Origin of the sequence: Actinotignum timonense (assembly GCF_002860685.3) — a bacterium.
In the GTDB taxonomy this organism is placed as follows: domain Bacteria; phylum Actinomycetota; class Actinomycetes; order Actinomycetales; family Actinomycetaceae; genus Actinotignum; species Actinotignum timonense.
The window spans coordinates 1,109,927-1,130,494 of sequence record NZ_CP136960.1; the positions used below are offsets into that span (position 1 = coordinate 1,109,927).

The window sequence follows — 20,568 nt, forward strand, 5'->3', positions numbered from 1 at the left end:
TATGACTCTGAGCCCTATGTATCCGCATTCTGATAATCCGGTAACTCCAGTGGTCACACGCGCACCCAATGTCGGTGCGGCCGCCGAAGTGGCATCGGTTTTAAGGAAGAGAATCCATGCGGGTGAGTGGGAACCGGGAGAGGCGTTGGACTCTGAGCCGGTGCTTGCGGCGGAACTTGGGGTATCTCGAAATACCTTGAGGTCAGCATTACAGGAGTTGGCCGCTCAGGGTTTGGTTATTCGTCGCCGAGGCTCGGGAACATTTGTTACTGACGTACAGGCGGTGATGGCTTCTAATCTCTCAGAGTTAACATCGATGACTCAGACAATCGCAGCGGCGGGGATGGATCCAACGATTCGATATACCGAAAAACGTCTCCGTGCGGCAACAGAAACAGAAATAAAGTTGCTGCGTCTTGAGGATAACGAACCAGTTATCGAAACTCGTCGTGAAGTGGAAGCAAATAAAGCGATGGTATCTGTATCGTTCGAAGTCATTCGCGCCGGAATCTTCCCCCCTGAATTCGATGTGCAGTCGATACACGGCTCGATTTTTGCGCTATGCGATCTTGTAGGCCACTCGATCAAATACGCCTCGACCGATCTACACGCGGTTGTGGGAAGTGATTTCGGGATGCAACACGAAGCCCGCGATGAGTCCTTCTTAGGGCTGTACCAGTTGCATTTCGATAGAGACCATTTACCGATTTTGTTCGCTAAGACGTATTTCCGCGAGGGACGTTTTCAGTTCTCGATGATGCGGGTGAGAAGTTGACAAATACATGGAGGAAAATTGTACAAGACGACAGAGGAGTTGGTGGATAGCCTGATTCGGCACGCACATACAGCGGTAGCCTCGGGATTGGTCCTAGGCTCCGGCGGTAATATTTCGGTGCGTACCCCTGGCTCCGATGAGTATTTCATTACCAAGTCGGGTACCTGGCTCGATGAGCTAACCCCGGCATCTTTCGCGAGAATGAAAATTGGGCAAACCGGTCCTTTCGATTCTCGCCCCTCAAGTGAGTGGAAACTCCACGACAGAATCTATCGAACCCGTTCGGATGTGAATTCAATTTTCCATTTGCATCCCCAAACGGCAGTGCTGCTCAATGCTCTGGGTTACGAGATTCGGTTCTTTACACTCGATGATGCTTTGTACGTGAAGTCTGTTGGTGTTGTTCCCTATCATCCAAACGGGTCGGACGAACTCGCCGATGAGGCTGCGCGGCAGATGGAAAAACACAATTGTGCCATACTTGCGCACCACGGTTGCTGCACGGTTGGCGAAGACCCTGAGATGGCTTTCAGGCGTGCATCCCTATTAGAACAGGCCGCTCAGAACACTTACCGAGCGATGTTGCTCGGTGATAAAGAGACCGCATTCCCCGAAGGAGTGGAGCTGATTCACGCATGAACGAGCTAAAAGATAAAGTCGTTTTGATTACGGGAGCCGATGGCAATCTCGGCTCTGGAATTGCCCGAGTCTTTGCGCAGGCGGGGGCTTCGGTAATCGTGCATTCGTTGCGCGAAAGCGCCAGAGCGGATGAACTTGCAAACGAAATACGCGGTGTGGGCGTCTCTGCATTCCAAGTGGTTGGAGATATCTGTTCCGAAACCGATGTTGATGAAATGATCGAAGCAGCGGTGCAAGAATGCGGAAATGTCGATGTGCTTGTCAATAACGCGGGTGTTCAACCTGTAATCTCGCTCGAGGAAATGACGGTTGAGCAGTGGAAGCAAGTGGTTGATGTCAATCTCAACGGGACGTTCATTGTCTCGAAAAAGATGGCATCCCAGATGGCGCAAGCAAATGTAGCTGGCTCCATCATCAACATAGCCTCGGTTGAGGCATCTGTTCCGGCAATGAATCACGCGCATTACGATGCCTCCAAAGCTGGCGTCAAAATGTTAACTCGTAATTTTGCTTTGGAATGTGGGAAATACGGGATTCGAGTGAACTCTGTTTCTCCTGGCCTCATCGATAGCGACGGTACTTTAGCCACAAGCTGGCCGGCCGGGTATCAAAGTTGGATGGCGGGTGTTCCTCTGCAAAGAACAGCGACTACGCAGGACATTGGCCGTGCTTGCGTGTTCCTTGCATCGGAGGCGGCCAGTTTCATCAGCGGACATGACCTTGTTGTCGATGGTGGTATGTCCGCAGTAGCAGGATGGTGATAAGAAATGCCACAGATGGGAATCATTGGCGGGTCAGGACTTTATGAACTTCTAGAGGACCCGGAACATGTTGTTGTCGATACTGAATATGGAAGGCCTTCATCTGAAGTATCGATTGGAGAAATCGGAGGAAAAGAAGTCGCTTTCATGACAAGGCACGGTAAGGATCACGGGGTTCCGCCCCACATGATTAACTACCGAGCTAACCTGAAAGCGCTGCATAACCTTGGTGTTTCGACGCTGGTTACCTCATCTGTCGTGGGGTCTCTGCGTGCTGATTACGCACCGGGAGACTTCGTCATTACTGACCAGTATTTTGACCGAACCTGGGGGCGGGATCAAACATTTTACGAAGGCCCGAAGGTCGTCCATGTGTCGGTAGCGGATCCGTACTGTCCCCGCCTGCACGATGCGGCGGTGGCGGCACTGGATAGCTTGCAGGAGAAATACCATGACGGTGGAACGGCAGTAGTCATCCAGGGCCCACGCTTTTCCACTCGTGCAGAGTCACAGGTGTTCCAAAAACTAGGGTTTTCCGTCATCTCGATGACGCAGCATCCGGAAACAACCTTGGCTCGTGAACTGGGGATGTGCGTCTGTAATCTCTCGTTTGTTTCGGATCTCGACGCCGGTGTCGAAGGAGTCCAGGACGCTCCGGTCACGGCGGGTCTGGTGTGGCGAACCGTGGCCGATGGCCAGCCCCGAATCAAAAAAGCACTCGCTGAAACGGTGGCTCGTTTGGAGGTGGATCCTTCCTGCCCGTGCCACGATGCACTATCAGATATTTAGGATTTCAAAGGAGAAATAGATGACTAAGAATGAATACGTCCCGCTCCGGCAGGGGCAGGATGAAACGCTGGCGCTCACGAAGATCCCGGTAGCGGAACTCGCTGATCGAGTTTTGGTGGTTGGTGACCCAGATCGAGCAGCAAAAGCCGCCGGCCTTCTCGCCAACGCGAAGCCCATCGCGAAGAATCGCGAATATCATTCCTACGTTGGGGAATACGAAGGAAAACGCATTACGGTTGCCTCGCACGGCGTTGGTGCAGCTGGTGCTGCGTGCTGCTTTGAAGAGCTGTGCCGAGGCGGCGCGAAATACATCATCCGCGCTGGTACAGCGGGTGGAGTGCAGCGCGATGTGGTAGACGGAGACCTTCTTGTTGTTACCGGTGCTGTGCGGTGTGATGGCTACACAGAACTTGTCGTTCCCATGAATTATCCCGCGGTTCCTGATCTCCAGGTCACGAGTAGCCTCGTGCGCACCGCGGAGGAATCCGATTTGAATACGCATGCGGGTGTCGTTATCACCAGCGCTAACTTCTACCCGAGTCCGATCCTGGGCAATGACCAACCAAAATGGCGTGATGCCGGGGCCATCGGAGTCGAGATGGAGGTCGCCGCGCTATTCATTACGGCTTCAATTCACCGGGTTAAATCGGGAGCCATCTTGGCTATCGATGGTAATCCCCTCAAGGATGAGGACGAGGATATGACTTCCTACGAACCTGATCGTGAGATTGTTACGAAAGCTATCGATGCCACACTGGAAACTTCTCTGAAGGTGCTGGCCTCCTTGGAATAAGGCGATACGTCAATGTACTGAACGTGCCGTCTTATTAGAGAAGAACAATGAGCAAAGCAATACCCAGCGCTGCCGCGAGTCCTCCCATTCCGAGGCTCAGGTAGCGCTGGGTTTGCGCGTGGGATTGCGCCTCGCTCAGCTCCGCCTGCGCCTCGGCCAGCTCATTCTCGCTGGTCTCCAGCTGGGTGCGGGTGGCGGCCAGCTGGGCCCGCGCCTCGCGCAGCTGCACCTCAAGGGTGCTGATCTGGCTGGTATAACGTTCCTCATGCGCGGCCGACGTGCGCGCCGAATCCACGGTCAGGCGCGCTTCCCGAGCCCGCCCCGCCGCTTCGAGGGCCGCGTAGCGCCGTCGTTCTTCTTCCAGCTGCTGCTCTAAACCGCGCACGCGCGCAACCAGGCGGGCCGCGCGCCGCATCGCGTCCTCGCTGCGGGCCTGCGCGGTCACGGCGCTTTGCTCCACGCCGGAGGCATAGACCACGCCCGCCTCCAATTCTTTTTCACGACGACGCAAATCAGCCACCAGGCCCTCCAGCTCGGCAACGCGGCTCTGGAGAGTGGCCGCCTCCGCGCGGGCGCCCTCATGCTCGCCGCGCAGCTGGGAATTTTCGGCATTCAGCTGGGTATTTTCCGCGCGCAGCGCCTCTGCTTCGCGGTGGAACGCGGCGCTTTCGCCTCGCAGCTTGTCGTTCTCACCGCGCAGCTTGTTGTACTTTTCGCGCAGGTTTTCGCACTCGGTGCGCAGCCGGTCACGTTCTTCCCGGAGCGCTGCTTTTTCCGTGGTGGGAGAGGGCGCGGGCGCCGAGGCGCGTTTGCCGCGCGCGGGAGTATCAAGTGCCCGAGAACCGCGTCGTCGCTCCGTAGCCATGACCCTCCTTCGTCCGCGCCTGACTTTACCTAATAAACATAGCGCGCGCAGATCTTCGCGGCCCGCCCGCGGCCGGCTTTCCTGGCCAAATACCGCGAGCGTGAGCGATGCCACTTCAGTGGCGTAGGCAAGACGGCGCAGGGCGTGCGTGGGTAGCGCAGGCGCTACCCTTGGAATCATGACAAAGGATCAGCTCACCGGCGCGGCCGGCACCGCCGCCGCAACGCAGCCCGCCGCCGCAGCTCAGCTCACCCGCACGGAAACGGATTCGATGGGCCCGGTCGAGGTGCCCGCCGCGCACTACTGGGGCGCGCAGACCGCTCGCTCGCTCCAGCATTTCCCCATCGGCGGGGAACGCTACACCTGGGGCGGCCCCCTCATCCACGCCTTTGGGCTACTCAAAGGCGCTTCCGCCCGCGCGAATGCCGAACTCGGAGTACTTGATCCGCAGCTCGCCACCCTTATCACCGCCGCTGCCAGCGAGGTAGCCGAAGGCGTGCTCGACGCGGAATTCCCGCTCAAGGTGTTCCAGACCGGTTCGGGCACCCAAACGAATATGAACGTCAATGAGGTGATTGCCGCGCGCGCGAATGAGATCGCTACCGGCCAGCGCGGTGGGAAAAGCCCGGTGCACCCCAATGACCACGTTAATAAGGGCCAGTCCTCGAATGATGCTTTCCCGACCGCGATGTATGTGGCGGTGGCTCGCCAGGCGCACCGCCACCTCATCCCGGCGGTGGAGGCCCTGGCGGCCACGTTCCGCGCTCGCGCGAGCCAGTTCCCGGATGTGGTGATGGTGGGGCGCACCCATCTGCAGGATGCCACCCCGATCCGCTGGGATCAGGTGGTGGGTTCCTGGGCGGCGCAGCTGGAGGGCACGCTCGCGGGGGTGCGGGCAGCAGTGCGGGGCCTGTACCGGGTGGCGCTGGGCGGTACCGCGGTGGGTACCGGCCTGAATTCGCATCCGCGTTTCGCGGCGCGGGTCTGCGAGCTGCTCGAGGAGGCGACCGGCTTGCCGTTCCGCCCCGCGGATGATCTGCCCGCGGCGCTGGCCGCCCACGATGACCTCGTGGCTTTTTCGGCTAGCCTGCGCACCCTGGCCGCCGCGGCCATGAAGATCGCGAACGATATTCGCTGGTATGCCTCCGGCCCGCGCACCGGCATCGGTGAAATCGCGATCCCCGATAACGAGCCGGGTTCCTCGATTATGCCGGGCAAGGTGAATCCGACCCAGGCGGAGGCCCTCACCCAGGTCTGCGTCGCGATTTTCGGTTTCGACGCCGCGGTTGCTTTCGCCGGCTCGCAGGGCAATTTCCAGCTCAACGTCTACAAACCGGTCATGGTGTTTTCGGTGCTGGAGGCACTGCGCCTCCTCGGCGACGCCCTGCGCACCTTCGAACGTTTCTGCGCGGCCGGCATCGCCCCGCGCGAGGACGTCATCTCCGCGCACCTGGACCGCAATCTCATGCTGGTCACCGCACTCGCTCCTCATATTGGGTACGACGCCGCAGCCAAGCTGGCCCGCGCCGCTCAGGCCAGCGGGGCGTCGCTGCGGGAGGTCGCGCTTGCTTCGGGGCAGGTGAGCGCGGCTGATTTTGACACGTGGGTGAATCCGGCGGCAATGACCGAACCGGAGGCTAGCTAGGTGTGCAGCTCCCGGAAGCCGCTACATCAGGTCTACTCGGATAGCAGTGCTCGGGCAGGAGGCTACGGTGTTGCTGGAGCACTTTCGGGGATTGAGAGGATGGCGAAGCCGGCTTGGGCGAGGAGCTCGCGCAGGTAGGCGTGTATTTCGCGGTAGCCGCGCGCGGTGGGATGCATCCAGGCTCGAATATCCGTGGAAGTGAAGGGGGAGACGAGCCAGGCTTCTTCACTGTCTTCACTGTCCTCACTGTCGCGGAAGGCGTGGGCGTGCGGTTCGTGCCCGGCGAATAGTGCTTGGGTGGAGGCGAAGAGGAAACGCTCGGAGCCGGTTTCTTTCCGCATCTGTGCGGTGACACGTTCTTGCATGGCGTCCGCGGCGCCTTGGAGCTGGGCGAGGGCAGCCCCGGCATCATAGCTTTCCACGACCGGTGGGATGAGGTAGGAGTGTTCCGCGAAGAGCCGCGGATAGCCCACCAGGATAGCGGTGGCCTGGCCGTGGGAGGCGGCATTAATGGACCGCAGGATCTCCAGTGTGGCGGTCTCGATAGCCGGGAGGGCCGCGGTGGCTGCGTTCATGGCTTCTTCGCAGCTCTTCGGGGCGCGGAGCACGAAGCAGGAGCTGACGATCTGGGAGAAGTTGGCATCGTTGCCGCCGGCGGTGAGGAACACGACCGAGGTCGCTGGGGTGACAGCGCTGACTTGTTCGGCTATATCGGATGTGCGCGCCCCGGAGCACGAGGCGTTGGTGTAGCTGGCGCCGAGTTCGCGGGCGAGCGGGGCGGAGTAGTTATCAGGGGAGCGCCGGCAGGTATCTTCTTCGTAGGCGCCGGCCCCGTTACCGGAGGAAAAAGAATCGCCCAGCTGCACGATGGCGGTGATGGGCCGCGGGGTGGGGGAGGGCTGCCCGCCCGCGTTGCCAGCTGGAGTGCAGGCCGCGCAGCTGAGCGCCACGGCGGCAAGGGCGGCAGCGACCCGCACAGTGCGCGCGCTGCCTAGCCCGCGGCCGGCGCCCGCACGCGGCATTTAGGCCACCTGCCAGGCCGCATCCGGGGTAGCGGGAAGCAGACCCTCCGGGATAGCAACACCGGGGCGAGCCCAGACTTCGTACCGGTAGCGCAGCCCGGTACGCGAGGTATGCCAGCCTTCATGAGCGGCTCCCGGCGAGCACATCCGCAGTTCCCATTCCGGGGTGATTGCGGGCGCGAAAATATCAGCATCCACATCGGCATCAATAACAGTGCGGATAAGCACCTGTGAACATTCCCGGGTTTCGGCATAGACCCCGGCACCCCCGCATACCCAGGCGGCATCCGCCCCGGTAGCGCGGGCCAGCGTGAACGCCTCCTCAAGATTCGCGGCCAGCTGGGCACCGGGAACCTCAAAATCTTCTTGGGTGCTCACCACGATGGTGGGGGAGTGTGGCATGGGCCGCCGCCCCGCTGAAATCCAGGTTTTCCGCCCCATAATAACGGGCCGCTCGCGCACCGCCGCCCGGAAAAAGGCCGAATCTTCTGGAACATTCCAGGGCAGCCGCAAGCCTTTCGCGAGGGCGTGGTCATGGGCTTCCGCCCAGATTTGTGCAATGAGCATGGCTTCCTCCTAGACCGAGACCGCGCCGGTGAGCTTGGGGTGGTGCTGGTAGCCCTGGGTGGCCGAAATATCATCCATCTCATAGGAGAAGAGGGAATCGGCTTTGCGCAGCTCCAGGGTGGGGAAGGGGTAGGGCTCACGCGAAATCTGTTCGCGCACCTGATCAAGATGGTTGAGGTAGATATGGCAATCCCCGCCCGTCCACACGAAATCACCAACATCCAGGCCGACCTGCTGGGCAATCATATGGGTGAGAAGAGAATACGAGGCAATATTGAAAGGCACCCCGAGGAACATATCCGCACTGCGCTGGTAGAGCTGGCAGGACAGCTTGCCATCAGCCACGTAGAACTGGAAGAAAGCATGGCAGGGCTGGAGCGCCATCTTATCCAGATCCGCCACATTCCACGCGGAAACAATCATGCGCCGCGAATCCGGGTTGCTGCGCAGGGTTTCCAGGAGCTGGGAAATCTGATCGATATGCCGGCCATCCGGCGCGGGCCAGCTGCGCCACTGGTAGCCGTAGACCGGGCCGAGCTCACCATGTTCATCAGCCCATTCATCCCAAATGGTGATGCCATTGCGCTGCAACCACTCAATATTGGTAGAGCCGCGCAAGAACCACAGCAGTTCCCCTTTAATGGGCTTCATGGCCACGAACTTGGTGGTGATACGCGGGAAACCATCAGCCAGGTGGTAGCGCAGCTGGCGCCCGAAGACAGAGAGGGTACCCGTGCCGGTGCGGTCCCCCTTGCGAGTCCCATTGGCGAGGATATCGGCAAGCAGATCTTCATATTGGCGATTAATCATGAACCCATCCTACGTGGCTACTACGACAGAAAAATTGGCTGCGAAAAAGCACCTGGCTCGGCCGCTTCGGCAAGCCTTCCCCGAGAAGGGCAGCATGCCGGGCGAGCATCCTAGCCCTGCGCGATGATCTCGCGGATAAGCGCGGCGTCGTGCTCCACCACTTTCGCGGCGTACTGGGCCACTTTCTCTTCAATTTTCTTGCCGACGAAAGGAATGGAGACCCGCACCTCACCGGTGACCGTGACGGTGGCCGGCCCGGAACCGGAAACCTGGAAATCAGCGCTGGCGTGGACGGGGAGTTTGGCTTCCAACTGCGCTGCGACGTCGTTCCCACTGCGGGTGAATACAATACTGGCCGCTAAACCGGAAGAAAGGAAACGCTGGGCCTGCGCGGGAAGCTGGTCGGTGCTGACCTGCACCGTCATGACCGCGCGCTCGGCGCCGGGCGTGAAGGAGGACGGTTGCGTATGGAGCGCTGCGAGGCGGCGGTTGGCGAGTTCTTCGGACATGAGAACGGTGGCGACGGCGCTCGCGGGGGCGCTGATCTCGTAGGTATGGGAAAACTGCATGGCTATATTTTCCCGCATGGGTGCGGCGCGAGGGAAGCTCGGTCGGATTTTTCAGCGCAGAGCCGGAGAGGTGGGGGCGTGGCGCGCGGAATGGTTACTCAACGTCGAGGTCTCTTACGTTGTATTCGATGGCGACGCCGATATCTACCGCGTAGGAATGCAGCCGTTGCAGTGTAGGGTTGATGACCCCTGACTCTAACTCGGAGACCCACTCCGGTGTTACGCCGAGGCGTTGGGCAACAAGGTCTTGAGAGATGCCCTTGCTTTCACGCATGGTGCCGAGAGCTTCGAGAAATAGGCGATTTCGGCGTGCCTGCTCATATGAGCGTTGCGTAACTTCGGGAAGGAGGTCCATGGTTATTGCCCCTCTACGCGGGAAGTTGCTCTTTTAGCTAATGACTACTTTCATCATCGTTTTTCCCCTTTATTGCGGCGATAAGTTTTGGTGCAGAAGTTATCGCCGCAGCGCCAAAACCAGCCCAGGTCCCCGCGTCGCTCCCCGTCCAGACAGAAAGCGCAGCAATGCCGAGACACGCAAGTGGAACTAAGGCAAAAGAAGCACTAACCAGGATAGACGACCATTTTTCGGTCTGGGTTAACCTTCGATTGTCCTCAATGATTGATTGCTGGTTTGCCTGCGCCATTTCCAGGATGGTGCGCGCAGCCCCGGGTAGGGCCTTTTCATATGCTGCAAACTCATGCGCCGGTGGAAGTGGTCCAGCATGAAATTGAGCGTATTCGAGAATTTTCAGCTCATTTTGCGATAATCCGACATCGCCTGGCGCAGCGAGTTCCCGGTGAGGATCCAGGCCTGTTCGACCGTGTTCCGCTTCCTTATTGCTTCGCGATTCTGACGCAATCTCTTGGATAGATCCGGGGTCGTCGAGATTTCGATTCCCCGGGCCACGCCTCTCTTGAAAGCGTTCAGTCTGCTCGTCATCCGTACTCACGACCTCTCCTAGCTTTCTCTACATACTTCGTTACAATCCTAACCTAAAAACCAGTGTTCCCATATGGTTAAAACGAGCGAAATACGTATGAAACGCATAGCTTCGCGGCGGGAGGAACGGGCTTGTGACGCTGCATCGCTTCTCGCCAAATCGCTTATTCCGCTCTGGTAAACTTGGCTTGTTTCTCAACGACGAGCGAGCATAGGGACACTCAATGTCATTAGCTTTCACCGCTGCGTGGGATACTGCCGAAGGAACTCGGCGGGCTCAGGAGCTTTTCACCCGTACATTTGGCGAAACGGCTGAACGCGTGGCTTTCGCACCCGGGCGAGTCAATCTTATTGGCGAACACACCGACTACAACGCCGGGCTGTGCCTCCCCATCGCGCTACCGCACCGCACCTACGTTGCCCTGAGCGTGCGCAGCGATAACCGCGTTCGGCTGATATCCGAGCACGGTGAACTGTGGGAGGGGTACGTTGAAGATATCAATTCCGCTATGCCGGGATCGTGGATTTCCTATGCTGCCGGACCCGCCTGGGCATTAGATGTGCAGCGCGGCTACGACGCGGCCATCGTCTCCTGCGTTCCGCTGGGAGCAGGGCTTTCCTCTTCGGCAGCCCTCGAATGCGCCATGGCATGCGCGATCAACCCGCGCCTCATTCAGGAAGAACCGAACGCTGTTGTCACTGCCTGCATCCGCGCGGAAAACGAAGTGGCGCACGCGCCCACAGGCGGAATGGACCAAACGGTATCCGTCTTCGGGAACGACGGCGCAGCTGTTGCGCTAGATTTCCACTCCCACACGCACAGCCTTATTCCCGCAGATTTCGCGGCAGCCGGATTGCAACTCGTTGTTATCAATACCCGCGCCAAGCACTCCCTATCTGACGGCCAATACGGAAATCGCCGCCAGGAATGCGAAGAAGCCGCAAAGGTTCTGGGGCTGAGCTCCTTGCGTGAAGCAAACGCGGAGGACATCGCCACCCTTAGTGGAGCGCAAGCGAAGCTCAGCGGGGTGCACGCCCGGCGTGCGCGGCACGTTATCACCGAAAACGCCCGCGTGACCCGTGCCATCGAAGCCCTGAGGGCAGGTGATTTCCACACCCTTGGCAAGCTGTTCAACGCATCGCACGCATCGCTACGCGATGACTTCGAGGTTTCCTGCCCCGAACTGGATTGCGTGGTTGAAGCAGCATGCCAGCACGGCGCCTTGGGCGCACGCATGACCGGCGGCGGATTCGGCGGCTCCGCAATCGCGCTGGTTCCGATTGGCAAAGTAGAGGCGCTCGCGGCCGGTGTTATGGAAGCGGCCGCAGCCCGCGGATTCCCCACCCCGGAACTGCTGCTAGCGCAGGCAAGCTGTGGGGCCCGCCTGGTCAGCGGGGCGCTCTAAGCGCTGCTTAGCCCCGCAAGCCCGCGGGATTCATTCGCTGCCAGTGCAGGGAAGAGGCCGCCATCTCATCAAGGGAATGGGTGGCCCGCCAGCCCAATTCACGCGCGGCTTTACTGGCATCGGCATAGCTGGAAGCGATATCGCCGGGGCGCCGGGCAACCACCCGGTAGGGAATCTTGATCCCGGCGGCCTTTTCATAGGCGTGAATAACCTCCAAAACCGAGGAGCCGTGGCCGGTGCCCAGGTTATATACGTACACGCCCGGCGCAGTGACCTTCTCAACCGCAGCAACGTGTCCGCGTGCTAAATCAACAACGTGGATGTAATCGCGCACACCGGTACCGTCCGGGGTGTCATAGTCATCGCCGAAAACCTGGACGTGGTCCAGCTCGCCGACCACAACTTTCGCCACATACGGGGTGAGATTAGCGGGGATTCCCTTGGGGTCTTCTCCGATCAAGCCGCTGGGATGGGCGCCAGTAGGATTGAAATACCGCAGCAGCACCACCGTCCACTCCGGGTCAGCTTTCTGGATATCCTCCAAAATCTGCTCGGTCATCACTTTGGTGTGCCCGTACGGATTCGTGGCCATCCCCGCCGGAGACTCCTCCGTCAACGGCAAAGACACCGGATCCCCGTAAACCGTGGCCGAACTAGAAAATACAATCTTCTTCACCGAATGGGCTTGCATAACCGACAGCAATGCCAGCGCCCCGCCAATATTATTCTCGTAATACTTGAGTGGGTGCGCCACGGATTCACCCACCGCTTTGAACCCGGCGAAATAAATGACCCAGTCAATCGAGTGGCGGCTGAAAACCCGGTCGAGGGCTTGCGTATCACGAACGTCAATATCGTAAGCGGGCAGGTCATGATCGGTAATCCGGCGCACGCGCTCCACGGCTTCCGGGCTGGAATTCGCGTAATTATCCACGCACACCACGGTGTAACCCTGCTCAAGAAGTTCAATACTCGTGTGGGTGCCGATATAGCCAGCACCTCCGGCTACTAAAACAGTTGTCATCACTAACCTCTTTTCACAAACCTGTTGTCTAGTTCTGTGCGGACGTGCGGTATCACGCCTGCGGATACCAGCCGCATTCAGCCAGGAAGCTCGCGGTATCCGCTTCGCTCGGGAAAACTGCGGTATTTTCGAGAATGCGAACGCAGACGCTACCCAGTTCGGTCCGGATCGCATCCTCCACACTTTCCTTATCGCGGGCCTCACCAAGCAATCGGCGGATCTCTTCGAAAATCATGGCGAATTCCGGAAGCTCTTCGGGCAGGCCCCGTCCATCCTCCAAAGCTTGCGCGAGCAGCGCGAGCTGCCGCTGCAAACGAGCCGGCAAAATAAACAAGCCCTGCGCTTCGATCAGACCAATGGATTCCTGCTTGACGGGGAAAAACTCCGGGTGCGCGTGGAAAACTCCCTGCGGATAGCGTTCGCTGGTGATATTCGAGCGCAAAATGATGTTCATTTCGTAGCCACGCTCGGTACGCACACAGGTGGGCGATACCCCGGAATGCTGCCCCTCCGCGTCCCGCGAAATAATGCCGAGCCGCTCATTCGTGTACGCATTCCACGCCCGAGTGATGCCGTAGCTGGCTCGCCGCACGGCCGCGCGGTCACGCCCCACAACGCGCAGCACACTTCCGGGCCACTCCACGCTTTCTAGTACGACGGCGCACTCTTCTGCCGAGGTGTAGCTCTGGCGAGCAGGGGTGGTGTGGAGGGGGAGGGTTTCCAGGCCGCCCTGATAGTGATCATGCCCGAGCACGGAGCCCCCGATCCGGGGGAGGGTGGCATTGCACCCAATAAAGTACCCGGGGAAGGTATCAACGAAGTCCATGAGCCTGTCAAAGGTGGCTTCGTCGATATGCATGGGGATGTGCTTAGTGTTCACCGCGATCCCGTGCTGCGTGAAATATCCGTAGGGAGAGAACTGCCAGAACCAGTCCTGGCCCGCTAAACGCAGGGGCACCGTGCGGAGAGTGGCTTTAGATCGCCCCGCAAAGCCTTCGTTCTCCGGGCAGATCGTGCATTTGGGATAGCCGCCCGCAAGGGAATTTCCACTCGCCGCGGTACGCGGGTCTTTGAACTCGGGCTTGGCCAAATTGATGGTAATAATCAGGCCTTGAGATTCGAAACGCGGATTGCGGTCAAGCACGCTGCGCTTCACGTAGTCATTTGCCACGCCGTAGTTATAGAACCATTCCATAGCCGCTCGGCCACCCGCCGCAGCGCTCAAAGCGGCAAACTTGGTGCGGATAACGGAGGGTGGGCTGCTTACGATTCCCATGACCCTATCGGCCAGAGCTGCTCGGCCACCCGGCTCAATGAGCGCGGCGTTTTCGCATGCGTCCAGAAACTCGTTCAGCACGCTATCGGGCCTGCCACCGCGCGCGGGATTTGCACCCGATGGACTCGAGGGGGCGGGCTTCGCACCCTCATCACTATCGAGCACAGCCCGAACTTTTTCCGCTCCGGGGTACGAATTCAGAGAAAAAATCTCAAAGATGCGATTGCGGGTCAGGGTGATATCGCGGGTATCAAGATCAAGATATTCCTGGGCATAGGTGAGCAGAGCATCGATGCTGCGGTACACCTTGAGGAGGTGTGGGGGAGGTGTCATGGCCACTTCTTCCGCTGAGGACGTGCCGCCCAGCCAACCCGGACAACCACGTCAAAATCGAACTAGTTATCTACGGTAAATTTCTTGGAAACCTTGGACGGATGGGAATACTTCCGAGGAAGAAGCCATCTGCGTGAGGTCATCGGTGAGGGTGTCCAGTCCTTGCCGCAATGCTCCTAAGCAAATAGCGCGCGGGCCCAGGGCTGATACGGAAACTTCCGGCATAATCGGGCAGATCCTCCGTAAGTTCTCGATGAATCGCTCCAAGAACGTATCCGCATAGGCGGAGTATTTCCCGCCCACCACCACGTGGGAGGGGGCAAGCGCGAGGATCATAGCGGAAGCTCCCAGGGAGAGAGCATCGGCGAAGTCATCAACGAAATCGCGGGCGCGCGGATCGCTATCCACGCTCTCGAAAATCTTGGTGCGGGAGGGAACGTCCCCTTCGGGGTACAGCTCCCGGGCGTGGGTTGCCGCTTCGATATCGCGCCAGCGCAGTACCCCAAGTTCGCCGATCAGGCCGGCCCCGCCTCGCAGCCCGCGGTGGATACGCCCGCCCACGATGGCGGCTGCACCGGTACGTTCACCGGAGAGGATATACAGCACTTCGTCGTGGCCTTCCGCGGCTCCCTGCCAGGCTTCCCCGAGGGCACCGAGGGCGCAATCGCCGGCCACCACCGTGTGGCAGCCCAGCCTGCTGGAGATTTGGGCTGCGATGTCGCTGCCCTGCCACCCAGGCATTCCACTCCCGCCGAAGTACTCAACTGCGCCGTCGTTAATAACACCGGGTGACGCGACCGAACAGAGTGTAATATCTCTCACGTCTAGTTTCGCGTCCGCGAGGGTGCTCCGCCCCAAATCGACGGCCGCGTCAATACGCTCATTAGCCACCTGAGCTGCGGAAAGTTCGCAGGTGCGCTCGGCAAGAACCTCGCCTCGGGCATTGCAGAGCATCGCGGTGCAATGGTGCGCGCCAATATCTAAACCGAGCACGTAAACGGCCTGCTCGTCCAGCACCCAGCGCACCGCCGGGCGCCCCAGCGTGTTTTCGGGCTCCAGCTGTTTGAGCCAACCCAAATCATCAAGATCGGCCACGATGCTTTCCGCAGCCGGCCGCGTGACGCCAATTTTCCCCGCAATTTCCGCGATAGTCTGCGATTCGCGCACCAGGTACTGGCACGCCGCAAGGAGGTTCATGCGGCGCTGCACCCTGCGGGTCACCGCAGCCGGGAACTTCGAAACGTTTGACATACTAAAGAAACTAACGTAATAATGTTCGCGAGGCAACCGGTAACCAGATACTGGACCAGATACTGGATACGCAATGAAGCGAAAACCTGCCCCGGCAGGTATGGAGGCGATGATGCACACAGCCGCAGCTACAGCCGAGAACGGCGTAGTACCCGCACGAAAGAAACCACGCGCGCAAGGAACTCCGCGCGGGAGCCGCTTCCACCGCAAGGGTGAGGGGCGCGCGGCGGTACTCTTCCTGGCTCCGGCAGTCATCGGATTCGTGGTCTTCTACCTCATTCCGATTGTGCGCGGCATCCACATGTCCTTCACCGATTGGAACCTGCTCGAGGATGCGAAATGGGTGGGCTGGGATAACTACGCGCGGCTCCTTTCGGACGACACCTTCCTGAACTCCATCAAGGTGACGGTCATCTACGTGCTCGTGAATATCTCTACCCAGACCATCCTGGGACTCGGCATCGCCTTCCTCATGCAAAAGGTTTCGCAATCCACCCTGGTGCGTTCCGTTTTGCTGCTCCCCTGGCTCGTTCCCAATGTCACGATCGCGGCCATTACGCTGTTCATCCTCGATCCCACGGTTGGCCTACTCAACCACCTCATCGGTTTTATCGGGGTTGGTCCCATTTCCTTCTACGGCAACCCGGATATCGCGATCTACACCGTGGCTCTGGTGAACTCCTGGCGCAATATGGGCTATACCGGGCTGCTGCTTTTCGCGGGAATGCAAACAATTCCCCGCATGATCTACGAAGCTGCGGAAACGGAAGGCGCCTCCACCTGGCAAACGTTCCGCCACGTCACCCTCCCGCTGCTGCGCCCCATCCTCGTCATGGTTGTGGTGGTCTCCATGATCGGTTCCTTCCAGATCTTTGACACCGTTTCGGTTGCCACCTCGGGCGGGCCGGGCAACTCCACCCGAGTGATCTACCTGTATATCTACGAGAAAGCCTTCGAACAATTCGATATGGGCTATGCCTCCGCGATGGCAGTGGTGCTCATGCTGGCTCTGGTTGTTATTACGATCATCCAGCTGCGGCTCGCTCGCTCCAACGAATCCGATATGAACTAAGGGGCTGGGAAGAACAATGAAGCTGATCGCACGCACAACGAAAAAACGGCACCAGCCCGTGACGGCCCGAAAAGTGGCGGGATGGGGATTGCTTATTCTTCTCATTATTGTCACGGTTCTTCCGCTGCTGTGGGCGCTGCGTACCGCGCTCACACCCAATTCGGAAATCTTCTCCGGGAACTATTCCCTCATCCCCGAGAACGCCACCACCATCAATTTCCGGAGGGTGCTGGGCATGACAACCCCGGAAGAAAGCGTGGCCGCGGGAGGCACGGCGGCCACCATTAACATCTGGCTCTATATGCGCAATTCGCTGCTCTTCGTGGCGATTCTGGTTTTCGCTCAGGTGACCACCTCCACCATGGCGGCCTACGCGCTCTCACGCCTGCACTTCCGCGGCCGGGATACCCTTTTCGTCACGCTGCTGGTGGCGCTTATGATTCCCCCGATTTTCGTGGCCCTCCCCAACTTCGTGCTCATGGACAAATTGGCGTGGATCAACACCTTCCAGGGTTTGCTCGCCCCGTACGTGCTCATCTGCCCCTTCGGGATTTTCTTCCTGCGCCAATTCATGCTGTCGCTCCCGCGGGAAGTGGAAGAAGCCGCCATGCTCGACGGCGCGAGCCGGTGGACGGTTTTCCGGAAAATGATCGTGCCCATGTGCGCCGCACCCATCACCACCCTCGCGATTATTCAAGCGGTATTCGGATGGAACGAATACATGTGGCCCCAACTCATCGCCAAGGGTGACTCCGTGCGGCTCCTCAATGTGGCCCTGTCCGTTTTCGCGCAGTCTTCACCCTCCACCCGCCCCGATTGGGCCGGTCTCATGGCCGCGGCGACCTTGCAGATCATCCCGATGTTCATCTTGCTCATTATCTTCGGTAAGCGCCTGGTTAACTCTCTTGGTTTGACCGCCGCGAAATAGGCGGGCACAAGTCAAGTACCCAAAAATTGAAATAAGTAACGACGACGACGTCACCTTCGAGAAAGGAACTCAGATGCGTAAGGTATCGCAACTGGTCGCCATAGGTGCAACTATGTGCCTCGCATTGGGAGCGTGCTCCAACGGCACCTCCGTATCCCAAGGGAAAAGTGACTCTGGCAAAGAGTCCAACTCCAAAGAAGTCACCTACCGGCTCTGGGACGCTGGCCAGCAGGCCACCTACCAGAAGTGCGCGGTTGCTTTTGAAAAGGAAACCGGTATCAAGGTCAAGATTGAACAGCAGGGCTGGGATGACTACTGGAAGAATCTGACCACCGACCTCGTTTCTGGCACAGCGCCGGATGTTATTACCAACCACGTGCAGTACTATCCCGAGCTCGCGGGTAAGGGCCAGCTCCTGGACCTCAACCAGTACATGAAAGAGGGGGAGATCGATTTCTCCAAGTACACCGGTGAACTCGCCAACCTGTGGGTCAAGGACGGTAAGCGCTACGGCATCCCGCAGGACTGGGACACCATCGCATTTGTCTACAACACCAAACTCATCGAAGAGGCGGGAGTCTCCGCCGATGAGCTCAAGAAGCTGACCTGGAATCCGCAAGACGGCGGTACCTTTGGCAAGCTCATCGCCCATTTGACCATTGATAATAACGGCAAGCGCGGCGATGAACCCGGTTTCGATAAGAACAATGTCAAGGTTTACGGCTGGGGCCTGGAAAAGGGCGGCGGAATCGTCGGCCAGGGCCAGTGGTCGTGGTTCGCCCTCTCCAACGGTTTCAAGTACCTCGATAAGAATCCCTTCGGCACCGAGTACAAGATGAACGATCCCAAGCTCGCCGAAGCGATGACCTGGTGGCAAAAGCAGATCGAAGCCGGCTACGTTACCCCGCTGGAAATTGCCGGTCCGCTGGGCCTGGAACCCATGATGGAACAGGGCAAGGCCGCGCTGGTTCCGGACGGTTCCTGGCGTATCAAGATGTGGTCTAGCTCGGAGAAGAACAAGTTCGGTTTCGCCCCGCTTCCCGAAGGCCCGCAAGGCCGCAAGACCATCATTAACGGCCTGGCTCCCTCCATCACCAAGCAGGCAAAGAATCCCGAAGCTGCGTTCCAGTGGGTCAAGTTCCTCACCTCGGATAAGTGCCAGTCCATTGTTGCCGAAGACGCGGTTGTCTTCCCCTCGCTGACCGAATACTCCGAGAAGGCCGCCCAATCGCATGAGAAGGCAGGCCGGGACGTTTCGGCATTCACCGAAATCACCAAGGATGCCTCCAACCTCGCCTACTACCCGATCACCGATAAAGGCAATGAGATCGCAACGGAAGGCCAGGTCACCTTCGATGAGATCGAACAGCTCTCCGTTGAGCCGGCCGAGGCACTGGCCAAGCTCAATGACAAGGTGAACTCCATCCTCACCAAGTAACCCCATTACCTACACGGCGGGGTGCGGTTAGGCACTCGGGCAAACCGCACTCCGCCGGATATCTTTCGCGGAGAAAACATGGACATCCACACCGACTCAGGTACGTTCACCGTCCACGGGGCCAGCGCCGTCGTACCACTTAATACAAGCGACTACCTCATTACCGGAACGTCGTGGAAACTTTCCCACCCGTGGGGCGCCACCGAATACTACCGGCACGGGTGGAATTCCTGGACCCCCACCCGGTGGTGGACGCTGCGCCGCGAACCGTGGCGAATCTGGGACAAGCCCGCACGCGCGCTCACGGCCGACGACGCCGCAACGGATACTCCCACGGAGCACCACTCGTCCATGGTCACCGCCTTGAGCGGCCCGGAAGGGCGCACTCTCCTTATCGGAGCCGTGCACGCCTCCTCGCCGCTCTTGAGAATCACCGCGGAAGAAGTAGCAGCCAGCGCGGAAGCCGGGGAAGCTTCGTGGCTGGTGAGCATAGGGACCGAACCGCAGGCATTTGGCCGCTACGCGGGTGTTCTTAAAGAAGAATATTTGGGGGAGCGCACCCCGCTGCGGGCGGCGGAAACGCTCGGACCGGTGTGGTCCTCCTGGTATTCCTGGTTTGAAGAAATAACCGCGGAGATTATTACCGCGGAAATAGCGCCCGCACGGGAGCTGGGCTACGGCACCATTCAGATCGACGACGGCTGGGAACGCCGAGTCGGGGACTGGCGGGCCAACGCGAAATTCGCCGCGGGCATGCCGGATGTGTTTGCCAAGATTCACGATGCGGGCCTGAAAGCCGGGCTGTGGGTCGCCCCCTTTATCGCCCTTCCAGATACTCCGGTGGTCTCCTCCTACCCGGAACTGTTCCTCCACAACGCGGATGGCTCCCTGACCGTGACCGGTAATAATTGGGGAGAAAACTATTACGCGCTCGATTTTTCCAAGCCCCAATCGCACGACTGGCTGGCGACCACTATGTCCGCGATCCAGAGCTGGGGTGTGGATATGTTCAAACTTGATTTCATCTATGCCGCCGCAGTAGCCGGGGAACGCACGGGCGGTATGCCGCGCGAAGACGCCTACCGAAGCGGCCTGGAAACAATTCGTGCCGCCCTGGGTGACGAGGTGTATTTGCTCGGTTCCGGAGCGGTTATAAACGCGTCCCTCGGCGTGCTGGACGGGGTCCGGGTTGGCCCGGATACCGCACCCTACTGGGATAATAGTGAACGGGTGCGGGACCCATCCGGGCCGGCGGTGGTCAATGCGCTGCGGAATTCGCTCTCGCGCACCTGGCTCAAGCCGCTCCTTGATTGCGACCCCGATGTTGCCTACTTCCGTACCCGCGGATCGCTGCTTTCTCCCGAGGTTAATGCCTTGACCGCGGAGGCGGCCCTTGCGTGTGAATTCGCGCAATGCTCGTGCCCGGCGGCCTGGCTCAGTGACGAAGAAAAAGCGGCGGTGCGCGCCTGGACCACGCGTTTCCGCGGGGCTCCGGAGGTTCGCCAACTCGGGCGCTATCGCTTTGAGATCAACGGAGAAATCATCGATTTTGATCCCTACCTCAACCCGACAACTCGTGTTTCTGACCGGCTCTTGGTGAAGTAACGCATGGATGCCACTTCTATCAGCTGGCCGGAGCATGGAGCAATGCCGCTCCGAAGGTGA

General features: G+C 59.3%; 21 protein-coding genes. 11 read left to right on the forward strand and 10 right to left on the reverse strand.

The genetic code is table 11. The features are described 5' to 3' along the window. Position 1 precedes the first annotated feature (1 nt). Genes CYJ17_RS04565 through CYJ17_RS04585 form a run of 5 tightly spaced genes read left to right on the forward strand, consistent with a single transcriptional unit; the run spans position 2 to position 3,757 of the window. Positions 2–775 carry a GntR family transcriptional regulator gene (locus CYJ17_RS04565; protein ID WP_087069800.1) on the forward strand — a complete coding sequence of 258 codons (774 nt, stop codon included), beginning with the start codon at positions 2–4 and terminating at the stop codon, positions 773–775. An 18-nt stretch (positions 776–793) separates the two neighbouring features. After that, positions 794–1,414: a class II aldolase/adducin family protein gene (locus CYJ17_RS04570; protein ID WP_087069799.1), complete on the forward strand. Its 621-nt coding sequence runs from the start codon at positions 794–796 to the stop codon at positions 1,412–1,414. Continuing rightward, the gene (locus CYJ17_RS04575; RefSeq protein WP_087069798.1) at positions 1,411–2,175 is read left to right on the forward strand and encodes an SDR family NAD(P)-dependent oxidoreductase; all 765 of its coding nucleotides are present in this window, start codon (positions 1,411–1,413) and stop codon (positions 2,173–2,175) included. The genes CYJ17_RS04570 and CYJ17_RS04575 overlap by 4 nt, the downstream gene beginning before the upstream one ends. A gap of 15 nt (positions 2,176–2,190) precedes the next feature. After that, positions 2,191–2,964: an MTAP family purine nucleoside phosphorylase gene (locus CYJ17_RS04580; protein WP_234984397.1), complete on the forward strand. Its 774-nt coding sequence runs from the start codon at positions 2,191–2,193 to the stop codon at positions 2,962–2,964. Positions 2,965–2,983: 19 nt separating this feature from the next. Beyond that, positions 2,984–3,757: a nucleoside phosphorylase gene (locus CYJ17_RS04585; RefSeq protein WP_087069796.1), complete on the forward strand. Its 774-nt coding sequence runs from the start codon at positions 2,984–2,986 to the stop codon at positions 3,755–3,757. Positions 3,758–3,791: 34 nt separating this feature from the next. On the opposite strand, the gene CYJ17_RS04590 is transcribed toward CYJ17_RS04585, so the two are convergent. Further along, positions 3,792–4,622, reverse strand: a complete 831-nt coding sequence (locus CYJ17_RS04590) for a hypothetical protein (RefSeq protein WP_087069795.1) — start codon at positions 4,620–4,622, stop codon at positions 3,792–3,794. 271 nt (positions 4,623–4,893) lie between these two features. Between CYJ17_RS04590 and CYJ17_RS04595 the strand changes: the two genes are divergently transcribed. Beyond that, entirely contained in the window at positions 4,894–6,267 is a 1,374-nt protein-coding gene (locus CYJ17_RS04595) for a class II fumarate hydratase (protein ID WP_087071115.1), read from the forward strand. Positions 6,268–6,329: 62 nt separating this feature from the next. Here CYJ17_RS04595 and CYJ17_RS04600 read toward each other — a convergent pair whose 3' ends face one another. From CYJ17_RS04600 to CYJ17_RS04625, 6 genes are all read right to left on the reverse strand, one after another. Next, positions 6,330–7,289, reverse strand: a complete 960-nt coding sequence (locus CYJ17_RS04600; RefSeq protein ID WP_087069794.1) for an SGNH/GDSL hydrolase family protein — start codon at positions 7,287–7,289, stop codon at positions 6,330–6,332. Beyond that, positions 7,290–7,856 carry a dihydrofolate reductase gene (locus CYJ17_RS04605; protein ID WP_087069793.1) on the reverse strand — a complete coding sequence of 189 codons (567 nt, stop codon included), beginning with the start codon at positions 7,854–7,856 and terminating at the stop codon, positions 7,290–7,292. Between the two features lie 9 nt (positions 7,857–7,865). Further along, entirely contained in the window at positions 7,866–8,666 is an 801-nt protein-coding gene (locus tag CYJ17_RS04610; protein ID WP_087069792.1) for a thymidylate synthase, read from the reverse strand. Positions 8,667–8,776: 110 nt separating this feature from the next. Further along, positions 8,777–9,235 carry a DUF2505 domain-containing protein gene (locus CYJ17_RS04615; RefSeq protein ID WP_159454961.1) on the reverse strand — a complete coding sequence of 153 codons (459 nt, stop codon included), beginning with the start codon at positions 9,233–9,235 and terminating at the stop codon, positions 8,777–8,779. A 94-nt stretch (positions 9,236–9,329) separates the two neighbouring features. After that, complete coding sequence (locus CYJ17_RS04620; RefSeq protein ID WP_087069790.1) at positions 9,330–9,590, reverse strand: helix-turn-helix domain-containing protein; 261 nt, start codon at positions 9,588–9,590, stop codon at positions 9,330–9,332. 37 nt (positions 9,591–9,627) lie between these two features. Further along, complete coding sequence (locus CYJ17_RS04625; protein ID WP_200807157.1) at positions 9,628–10,185, reverse strand: DUF2335 domain-containing protein; 558 nt, start codon at positions 10,183–10,185, stop codon at positions 9,628–9,630. Between the two features lie 214 nt (positions 10,186–10,399). Between CYJ17_RS04625 and galK the strand changes: the two genes are divergently transcribed. Next, entirely contained in the window at positions 10,400–11,581 is a 1,182-nt protein-coding gene (galK, locus tag CYJ17_RS04630; protein WP_087069789.1) for a galactokinase, read from the forward strand. 7 nt (positions 11,582–11,588) lie between these two features. Here the strand turns inward: galK and galE are convergent, their stop codons facing one another. The 3 genes from galE to CYJ17_RS04645 form a co-directional block, all read right to left on the reverse strand. Continuing rightward, positions 11,589–12,605: a UDP-glucose 4-epimerase GalE gene (gene galE / locus CYJ17_RS04635; protein WP_087069788.1), complete on the reverse strand. Its 1,017-nt coding sequence runs from the start codon at positions 12,603–12,605 to the stop codon at positions 11,589–11,591. A 52-nt stretch (positions 12,606–12,657) separates the two neighbouring features. Beyond that, positions 12,658–14,214, reverse strand: coding sequence for a galactose-1-phosphate uridylyltransferase (locus CYJ17_RS04640; RefSeq protein WP_087069787.1), 1,557 nt, complete (start codon positions 14,212–14,214; stop codon positions 12,658–12,660). A 66-nt stretch (positions 14,215–14,280) separates the two neighbouring features. Then, complete coding sequence (locus CYJ17_RS04645) at positions 14,281–15,465, reverse strand: ROK family transcriptional regulator (RefSeq protein WP_159454960.1); 1,185 nt, start codon at positions 15,463–15,465, stop codon at positions 14,281–14,283. 73 nt (positions 15,466–15,538) lie between these two features. On the opposite strand from CYJ17_RS04645, the gene CYJ17_RS04650 reads away from it, so the two are divergent. The 4 genes from CYJ17_RS04650 to CYJ17_RS04665 all read left to right on the forward strand — a co-directional run bounded on the left by CYJ17_RS04650 (position 15,539) and on the right by CYJ17_RS04665 (position 20,508). Beyond that, the gene (locus CYJ17_RS04650; RefSeq protein ID WP_234984396.1) at positions 15,539–16,537 is read left to right on the forward strand and encodes a carbohydrate ABC transporter permease; all 999 of its coding nucleotides are present in this window, start codon (positions 15,539–15,541) and stop codon (positions 16,535–16,537) included. A gap of 16 nt (positions 16,538–16,553) precedes the next feature. Beyond that, complete coding sequence (locus CYJ17_RS04655) at positions 16,554–17,465, forward strand: carbohydrate ABC transporter permease (protein ID WP_087069786.1); 912 nt, start codon at positions 16,554–16,556, stop codon at positions 17,463–17,465. Between the two features lie 73 nt (positions 17,466–17,538). Beyond that, positions 17,539–18,903 (forward strand): ABC transporter substrate-binding protein, encoded by a 1,365-nt coding sequence (locus tag CYJ17_RS04660; protein ID WP_087069785.1) that lies wholly within the window; start codon positions 17,539–17,541, stop codon positions 18,901–18,903. A 78-nt stretch (positions 18,904–18,981) separates the two neighbouring features. Further along, positions 18,982–20,508, forward strand: coding sequence for a glycoside hydrolase family 36 protein (locus tag CYJ17_RS04665; RefSeq protein ID WP_087069784.1), 1,527 nt, complete (start codon positions 18,982–18,984; stop codon positions 20,506–20,508). Positions 20,509–20,568: the final 60 nt, after the last annotated feature.